7 protein-coding genes are annotated in these 9,523 nt (G+C 50.3%); all 7 read right to left on the bottom strand.

From position 1 onward, the window contains the following. Positions 1 to 98 precede the first annotated feature (98 nt). Complete coding sequence (locus tag ACP7IZ_RS13035) at positions 99 to 692, bottom strand: molybdopterin-dependent oxidoreductase (protein WP_006115461.1); 594 nt, start codon at positions 690 to 692, stop codon at positions 99 to 101. Positions 693 to 699: 7 nt separating this feature from the next. Next, positions 700 to 3,597, bottom strand: coding sequence for a nitrite reductase large subunit NirB (nirB, locus tag ACP7IZ_RS13030; protein WP_063355023.1), 2,898 nt, complete (start codon positions 3,595 to 3,597; stop codon positions 700 to 702). Between the two features lie 29 nt (positions 3,598 to 3,626). Continuing rightward, positions 3,627 to 5,282: an alginate export family protein gene (locus ACP7IZ_RS13025; RefSeq protein WP_201762638.1), complete on the bottom strand. Its 1,656-nt coding sequence runs from the start codon at positions 5,280 to 5,282 to the stop codon at positions 3,627 to 3,629. A 33-nt stretch (positions 5,283 to 5,315) separates the two neighbouring features. Next, positions 5,316 to 6,536, bottom strand: a complete 1,221-nt coding sequence (locus ACP7IZ_RS13020) for a nitrate/nitrite transporter (RefSeq protein ID WP_039891527.1) — start codon at positions 6,534 to 6,536, stop codon at positions 5,316 to 5,318. Positions 6,537 to 7,019: 483 nt separating this feature from the next. Beyond that, complete coding sequence (locus ACP7IZ_RS13015) at positions 7,020 to 7,724, bottom strand: VIT1/CCC1 transporter family protein (protein ID WP_006115457.1); 705 nt, start codon at positions 7,722 to 7,724, stop codon at positions 7,020 to 7,022. A 56-nt stretch (positions 7,725 to 7,780) separates the two neighbouring features. Then, positions 7,781 to 9,133 carry a sensor histidine kinase gene (locus tag ACP7IZ_RS13010; protein ID WP_006115456.1) on the bottom strand — a complete coding sequence of 451 codons (1,353 nt, stop codon included), beginning with the start codon at positions 9,131 to 9,133 and terminating at the stop codon, positions 7,781 to 7,783. Continuing rightward, the coding region (locus tag ACP7IZ_RS13005; protein ID WP_426849618.1) for a response regulator transcription factor at positions 9,130 to 9,523 on the bottom strand (394 nt) is incomplete at its 5' end. The genes ACP7IZ_RS13010 and ACP7IZ_RS13005, both read right to left, overlap by 4 nt.

The following is a 9,523-nucleotide window of genomic DNA, read 5'->3' as shown; positions in this document are numbered from 1 at the left end:
CCTCAATCAGAGGTTCCCAGATCGCCCATGTCTCGTCCGTAAAGGTGCCTGTTCTGTCTCCTTCTTCCATCCCTACAATATGGGAAGAAATTCAAGATCTAACAGGCCCTAGCCCCGGCCCGCTTGCGATCCATCAAACGCAAAAACAGGATAGGATGGCAATCGGCCATATTGGCACCGATAACAAAAAACAGATCTGTGCAATCGAAATCTTCATAACTGCCAGGGGGGGCATCCGCCCCAAGGGAAAGTTTGTATCCTGTTCCGGCTGCGGCCATGCAGAGGCGGGAATTAGATTCAATATGCTGGCTACGAACAAATCCCTTGGCCAGTTTGTTAATAAGATACTGTGCCTCTAGCGACATCTGCCCGGACACGTAAAAAGCAATTGCATCAGGCCCGTGTGTATTCAGGATTGTCCGCAATCTTGCCGCAGTGTCCTTAATAGCCTGTTGCATTGCTACAGGAACTGCTTTTTCTCCACGTTGAGGGCGGATCAGCGCCTGATGCAGGCGCTGATCGGAAAGAAGAGGTTTGTCACAGGAACTTCCTTTGGTGCAAAGACGGCCGCCATTTGCAGGATGTGCTGTATCTCCCCGCACCTTTGCAATACGGTCATTCTCCACTTCCAGTATAATCCCGCATCCTACCCCACAATAAGGGCAAACCGTACGGACTTCTTCCCGCGCCATAATTAGGTCAGGCCAAGAGAGTTTCCGGCGTATATTCGTTTATTTTTGCCCGGATCATCACTTTCCCATTTTCCAAACGGGCATCCCATGTCCGTAAACGGATAGCCGGGTCTTCCAGGCACTGCCCATCCTCCAAACGGAAGTGCTGCTTATAAAGGGGAGATGCCACAACCAGTTGCCCTTTCAGATCCCCCATAATGCCGCGGCCAATAACATTGGCGTTCGAAAATGGATCATGGTTGTCAATTGCATACACCTGCGCAGGTGTAACTTCTGTTTCTGGCAAGTAAAACAGAGCTATCTGATTTCCATCATACCATGCCACAACACCAGATTTTACGACCAGATCATGACTTTGGCACAATTCTGTCCATTCCGTTGGGCCTGCTGATGATGTGGTTTCTGGCAAATTGTCTGCCGGACGAACCTGATCACGCTCGGCAACGGTACGAATATTCGGATCCGGCCGCCGATCATTAACGAAGGTACGGAACCTCTTGAGTTTTTCGCGATCTGTCAGCGCATCGCGCCATTCACAGTGGTAGTTATCAACTACCATCTGCATCTGTTTCTCTAGTTCCGTACAAATACCCAAACTGTCAGCGATAATAACTTCACGAAGATAATCCAGCCCGCCTTCCAGGTTTTCCCGCCATACAGAGGTACGCTGGAGCTTATCTGCCGTACGGATATAAAACATCAGGAAACGATCAATATATTTCACAAGTGTTTCAGAATCCAGATCTGTTGCGAAAAGTTCCGCATGGCGGGGGCGCATACCGCCATTACCGCAAACATAAAGGTTCCAGCCATTTTCTGTGGCAATAACACCGACATCCTTGCTTTGAGCTTCAGCACATTCACGGGTGCATCCAGAAACGGCAAATTTCAGTTTATGCGGCGCACGCAAGCCTTTGTAGCGATTTTCCAGGTCCAGCGCCTTACCCACGCTATCCTGCACACCATAACGGCACCACGTGCTGCCCACGCAGGACTTCACCGTTCGGGTGGATTTGCCATAGGCTTGCCCGGTCTCAAACCCGGCATCCATCAATTCGCTCCAGATATCGGGGAGTTTGTCCAGTTGCGCACCAAACAGATCTATACGCTGGCCACCGGTAATCTTGGTATAAAGGCCGTATTTTTTGGCCACCTGCCCCAGAACAATCAGCTTTTCCGGTGTTATTTCTCCACCTGCAATACGGGGTACCACCGAATATGTTCCGTTTTTTTGCATATTGGCCATGAATGTATCATTCGTGTCCTGCAGCGGAATATAGAGAGGGTCTGTAATAGGTTTATTCCAGGCCGAAGCAAGGATTGAACCAACCGCAGGTTTGCAGATATCGCAACCCAAACCGCCATTGCCATATTGCGCCATAAGATCCTCAAACGTCTGAATCCCATGCACACGGACAAGCGCGTAAAGATCTTGGCGTGTATAGGAAAAATGTTCGCATAGGCTATGATCAACGGTAATGCCGCGTGCTTCCAGCTCCGTTTCAAATACATTTTTAAGCAAAGCTGAACATCCGCCGCAGCCCGTACTGGCTTTGGTGGATTGTTTCAGCCCTGCCAAGTCCGTACAGCCGTTCTCAATGGATGCGCAGATCGCTCCTTTCGTCACATTATGGCACGAACAGATCATGGCTGTATCAGGCAGCGCATCTGCTCCTAGCAGATCAGCTCCTTCCCCCCGCGGCAGGATGAGTGCCGCTGGATCTGCCGGGGGTTTAATATCATTCTGTACACATTGGAGAATGGTATCATAATAGGCATTGTCTCCCACAAGCACGGCACCAAGCACATGATGCCCATCTTCAGACAACACAAGGCGGCGATAGGAACCGTCTATTTCTCCAATAAATCTGTAACTGCGGCACCCCGGTGTACGACCGTGTGCATCTCCAATAGAGCCAACATCAACCCCCAGAAGCTTGAGCTTTGTGGACATATCCGCTCCGGCAAAGGCCACCTGCTCCCCTGCCAGTATGGATGCCACCGTACGGGCCATTGTATAACCTGGGGCAACCAGCCCAAAAACCTGCCCATTCCAGCAGGCACATTCCCCAATAGCAAAAATGGCTGCGTCAGAAGTACGGCATGTATCATCAATTACAACCCCGCCACGTGACCCGATAGCCAGCCCACATTCACGTGCCAAACGGTCCTGAGGACGAATGCCGGCAGAAAAAACGACCAGATCCGTTTCCAGAAACGTTCCATCGGCAAAAACAAGCCTATGCCTGTAGTTTTCTCCTGCAACAATTTCCTGCGTGGCATGTGCGGTGAGGACATTGATCCCAAGGGCTTCAATCCGCTGTTTCAATGCCTGTCCGCCATCTTCATCAAGTTGCACCGGCATAAGGCGTGGTGCAAACTCCACCACAGCGGTGGACAAACCTAGCCCAGCCAATGCATTTGCGGCTTCCAGCCCAAGCAGGCCGCCGCCAATAACCACACCATGTGTAGCGCCATTGGCTGCTGCCCGGATCATGTCAAGATCATCAAGTGTCCGATAAACCAGCCCGGCTGTACCGGTGTTACCGGGTATGGGCGGCACAAATGGCGTAGAGCCGGTGGCAAGAATAAGCGTGCCATAAGGTAGAACGCCCTCGATGCTTTCAACCGTTTTGGCATCACGATCAATATGTTCCACCCTCACACCACGATGGAGTGTCAGGCCATGATGTGTATGAAAGTCGTCTTTATGCAGGCGCAATGCCAATGCATCTTGCCCACTCATATAATCAGTGAGATGCACACGATCATAGGCATCGTGAAGTTCATCACCAAAAATATGGATAGCGTGTGTTTTATGCAAACCATGCGTAACAAGCTGTTCAGCACAGTAATGCCCCACCATGCCGTTACCGATAATGACAATGTTTTCTGTAGTGATCATGACCGTCTCTCCTATTGTAAGGCTTGGCATCAGAATTTGAATTCCATGGTTTGCATATAAAAAGCGCCATCTTTTGCCCCGGCTTGTCTCATGCCATTCGAGGCCACAAATCCGGCGATATCATGTGTCCAGGTCCAATGTGGCGCAAAGTTCCATGCAATCTGTGTTTGTGGTGTGGCCCCAATAAACCCACCAGAAAGATTGTTGCGCCATGAGTATATTTTGCCAGTTCCATAAACAGCATCCTGCGTACTTTCCCGCCAGAAGACCGGCACATGCAATTTGAGAAGCAGATGAGGAACAGGCGTGGCCGTAATGACCGGCCCGACACCAATCAGGTTCTGAGATGTCAGGGCAAGCGTGACATCATTATAATAAGGGAAAGGAAAATATGGGGTCGCAAATGTTCCAACAGCACCATCCTTGCTATGATAGGACCCGCCAGAAAACATGTCTGCCTGCAATGAAAAAGACGGTGCAGATTTCAGATTTTTTGCTGTCCAACCAAATACACCATTAACCGCACAGGCACGAACTGCACGTGTTGCCCCCTGACTGGCTGCCGGGCGAAACTCTCCCCCCTGAAACACCCCTGTCAGGCTCACATTAAATGGCCCAACATTGCCCCAGATACGTGAACCAACATTATCGCGCCGGGTTGAACCACTTTGTGTGCCCGTTGTTGTGGAAATAGCCGCAGGTGTACCGTTAAATAGATACCCTATGAAAAAAACATCTGCAAAAATCTGGCTTTTTTGCCCCATAACGGTAAAGTTGGGCAGTGCTGTGGATGTATAAATGCCATACATGCGGGCATTATAATTTGTACCATTCGCAAAAACGTTACGAGGCAACTTGTTTGTTTGCATGAAATCAAACAGATCCATGCGGAATGATTTCCAAACCGCATATCCACGAAATCCATCCCATGTTTGCTGGGCATTCGTCAGATCTCGTGACGACTGCATGGACAAAGGAGCATCAAGAAAAACTTGCCTGCCCCCTATTGCTCCCATTTTTGCGCCCAGCAGGTTGCCTTTAACTTCCAAAATGCCTTGTTGAAGATCCAACCGTTCGCGCTGAACACCAGTTTGATAGCCGTAATAATTGGAACCACCAGCCACGCCCCAAAGAAATTCGGCATATGCACGAATATGTTCACCAATATGCAGATCTGCACCATACTGGTTACGGAGTAGAACACGGTTTGCATTGGTTTTGCCGGCAGTGCCCATCATGGGCTGGTTTTCAAAAATATAGCGTAAGCGTTCTTCTCCGTTGATCGATAGCCAGATATCACCATTATCTGTCAGCGGAATGTATTTCAGACGGTTAAACCAGTCTGCACGCCTTTTTGCTGGGGACATGGTTGCCAAGTCACTCCAGTCTTCCGCCCAACGGGGCTGCCCAGGCCCCCCTATGATGCCAAAACCGGAGGCTACACCTTTACCTGTATTAAATACTCCCCAATCTGGACTATGTGGTGTTGAATTGGAATAAGGCGCTTTCTGTTTGAGCGCAGGCATGATGGTGCTTTTGGCAAGAACCTGCGCATTCGTTGTCTGCTTGTTTGCAGGCTGAGCATTATCTGCCCAAGCTGTCTGGTGCAGGCACAATCCTGCCAGCATAGCCACCGATGCGGTAGAAAAAGAGGCCGAATGGGACGAAAAGAAAATACGGGTCACAGCAGTATTCCGGCTCTGGTAGGAAGGGAAGGATTACAGGGCACCAGGAGCATTTGCTCCCGTCGGAATTCCGTTGCTTTTGGCCATCCAGCGCCGACGGCAAAAACTGACACATGCAAGTGCAGCCAGCGCAATAACAGCAAAGCACAAAAACCCTGGGCCATAAGAGCCCGTCATCTGCCGGGCTGCGCCAAGGGATGACGCAAGATAGAACCCACCAACACCACCGCTCATACCCACCAGACCGGTAAGAATGCCTACACGCGTTGGAAAACGCGTAGGCACAAGCTGGAACACGGCGCCGTTTCCCAAACCCAGCACAAGCATGCCAAGAAAAAAGGCCGGAAAAGCAAGCCAGATTGTAGGAAGCCCGACCCCGATCACGGCAAAAATGCCCGCAGCAAGCGTATATAAAATGCTCAGCGCGCGTTCACCGCCAATACGGTCTGCCATGGCCCCTCCCAAGGGGCGCACGAATGAACCAACAAACACAACCAAAGCTGTGCAAGTACCCGCAATAGCGGGAGACAGACCATATTGATCGTTAAAATAAATTGTCAGAAATGAAGCCAGCCCGACAAAGCCACCGAACGTAACACCGTAGAAGAACATAAGCGCCCAACAATCGGCATTGCGCAAAACAGGCAGCCACGTTGTCAATCCGCCACCAACCCGACGTTCTGGTGGTTCACTGGCTAAAAAGCAAAAGACAATCAACACAGCCATCAATGGCAGAGTTGCCAACCCCAGAACATTAACCCAGCCGTAAAGTGCAGCCAGGCCGGGAGCAAACAAGGAAGCAAGCGCAGTGCCAGAATTACCAGCTCCGGCAATCCCTAGCGCAGTTCCCTGATATTGTGGTGGATACCAGGCAGAAGCAAGGGGAAGAGCAACAGCAAATGATGCACCTGCCACGCCTAGCACCAGCGCTACACCAAACAGCGCTGCGTAGCTGTGTGGAGCTACAAGCCATGTAACAAACAGCCCCGCGATAACAAATATCTGTGCACCAATTGCCACACGGCGCGGCCCAAAATGATCAACCAGCGCACCAGCAACCACACGTAATAAGGCACCAGCCAAAACAGGCGTGGCCACCAGCAGTCCTTTTTGGCCAGCATTCAGATGCAGATCATGTGCGATCGAAATACCCAGCGGTCCCAGAAGAACCCACACTATGAAGGAGACATCGAAGTAAAGAAAGGCCGCAAGCAAAGTGCGCGGATTACCTGCTTTAAGAAATCCTTTGTCCACGTCATCGCATCCAGTCTCCGTCATTAACATGAACGGAAACGCCTTTTTCAGGCACGGAGACCGTCGTTGGCCGTCCGGGTATCGTCGTGACCGATGCCGTCATTTCCCTATCATTCACCGCCATTGGCAAACGAAGTAATGAGAAATGTGCTTCCTTTCATTCGCACATACAACGATACGATGTCAAAACATTTTAACAGCATGCTCCATCTCTTTATGAAGCCTGCTTTTGAAGCAACGTGGCATAATCACTTCTTGATGCGGCTGAAGAGATCGAAGGTGAGACTTTCGAACTCCTGCCATCTCTTAGGCGGCAGGAATGGACGGGAAAGAACGTCAGTCATACCGATGACTTTAGACGTTCGCGGTTCAATCGCGCTCACTATCATCTAAAATAAAATCCAAGGAACTGAGATATTTATGTCCACTTTACAAGATATATTTATCATCATGTCATCTCTGAACGGGCAAATGATAATTTATTTACGAACCACCAAATATTTTCCCAACAAAAGTTGTTCCCACCATAGCGACAATACCCCAAAATATGACACGCAAGGTAGGCCGCAAAGGTGCAGCACCACCTGCACGGGCTCCCACAACTCCAAGTAACGCCAAGCTTATGAGTGAGACTGCAGACACAGCCCATGATACAATAGATGAAGATGAGAGTAATGCAGCCAACACCGGGAGTATTGCACCAGACGAAAATGCCCCAGCCGATGCACAGGCCGCTTGTATTGGTCGTGCAGATGTTGCATCGGAAATACCCAATTCATCACGGGCATGTGCCCCCAATGCGTCATGTTGCATGAGCTGCTGTGCAACCGTGCAGGCCAGAGCATCATCCAGCCCACGCTGGCGATATATATCAGCCAGTTCGCCAACTTCGGTATCCCAACTGCTACCGAGCTCCTGCTTTTCACGAGCAAGATCAGCTTTTTCTGAATCTGCCTGCGAACTGACAGAAACATACTCTCCTGCAGCCATAGACATGGCTCCGGCCACCAGGCTTGATATTCCAGCCAGCAAAATATTTTCCCGACTAGCATGTGCGCTGGCAACACCCATAATAAGGCTGGATGTTGACAGAATACCATCATTCGCGCCCAACACAGCAGCCCGAAGCCATCCCAAACGGGATGTTGCATGAGTTTCTTTCTGGCTGTTCAAGATATTATTTTCCATATTTCATCAAGAACACAATACACCACCAACATGACGCAAACCTGAACGCGTTACTGTCAGGTTTCTTCAGACAGCAATATGATTTCTGGGTTAGGGAAACATAGGGAAACACTTAATCCCCGCGCAGAACCAGTAAGAGGTGATTGTAATTGCAAGCGCGCATCCATCTGCCTGGCAATATTACTGGCGATTGCTAAACCAAGGCCGCTGCCATTGCTGGAACTGCCGCCACGCACAAATGGGCTTGTCAGTTGGGCCAATGTATCCGGGGCCAAGGCAGGACAATCATTAATAACGTCAATACAGCCCTCAGGTTTTACCTCAACCTTTACTGGCATATCGGAAGTGCCATGCAAGAGGGCATTTTCAAGCAGATTGCGCAACAGAATACCGGTTGCGTCCATATCTCCATAAACAAAAATATGTCCAATACCCTTGGCTTTTAAATCAATACTCCGGCCATCACGTGGTAGATGCCCCAGATCATCAACCAGCACATATAATACGGCCAGCAGATCAAAACGATCTCGCCGAAAAGCAACGCCAGAAGATGCACGTGAAAACTGTAGAAGTTTTTCAACCGTTCGGGCCAATCTCTGGGTACGATCTGCTATAATTTCCACCCGCTTATTAGCCGAAGATCCTTCAGGCAGCATACGCCCCAGCATCTGCACCTGCGCAAGAAGGGCCCCAAGTGGGTTACGCAATTCATGCGCTGCACTTGCTGCAAAAGCGCGTTCAGTAGAAAGTGCTGTTTTCAGGCGGGATAGAAGCGTGTTTACGGCATGCTGGATGGAAACCAGTTCAACCGGCAAATCAAGTGATGAAATAGGGCTTAAATTGCCACTGCCACGAGATTGCATTTCATCATGCAAACGGTTCAAAGGTCGCAAGGCACGACGCACGATCAGGCGCACCAGCACCCAAATTACGGGCAGAAAAATCAGTATCGGCAAGACCGCTATGGCCGTAGCACGCCATGTGGCCCCTCGCCGATGCAACGTGGGCTCACCAACAAGCACGCGATAAGCCGTGGCCGTAGGTGCCGCAATATAAACCCTGAACAAAGGGGTATTGGCAAAACCTGTATGAATATCAGACACAAAAGGTTCAACCGGTGCATTTTGAGAACGCAGAACAACATGGCCAGATTGGTCAACAACCTGATACGCGAGTGTTCGTGGCCCCACATCAGGCACCCATGCCACGTTGTCTGACTGGGCTCTATGCGGCTGTATGGTGATGATAGTCTGCAAACGTTCGGATACTTCCTGCAAGGAATTGTCCAGACGTTCTGTGATTTCGTAACGCGTAAAACCAGCAACGGCGATACTGAGGGCAAGAAGGCTCAGCGTGACCACACACAGAACACCACTGACAATCCGGGTCGCAAGGCTCCAGTTTTTCATGCGTCTGCTCTATCGGCCAGGCAATAGCCCCGGCCACGAACAGTTTTGATAACCGTATTGCCAACCTTTTTACGCAGGCGGCTAATAAAAACCTCAACTGTATTGCTGCCAACATCCTGATCCAGCGCATACAAGGCTGTATCAATCTGATGGCGAGAATAAATGCGTCCGGGCCTGCGAGACAGCAGTTCCATAATCGCCCATTCCCGTGCTGTTAACTCAAGTTCCATCTCATTACGCATTACGGAACGATTTTCCCGGTCAATAACAATCTCGCCTATCTGGTAGCAGGTCTGCCTGCGTGGTGCGACGTACCGGCGGGCGACTGCCGCAATCCGTGCCACAAGCTCATTCAGGTCATAGGGTTTGACGATGTAATCATCCGCTCCA

The sequence above is a fragment of the Acetobacter sp. AAB5 genome (genome assembly GCF_050106715.1).
Lineage (GTDB): Bacteria > Pseudomonadota > Alphaproteobacteria > Acetobacterales > Acetobacteraceae > Acetobacter > Acetobacter oryzifermentans.
Note: the sequence above shows the minus strand (reverse complement) of the source record. Positions and strands in the feature narration are given on the sequence as shown.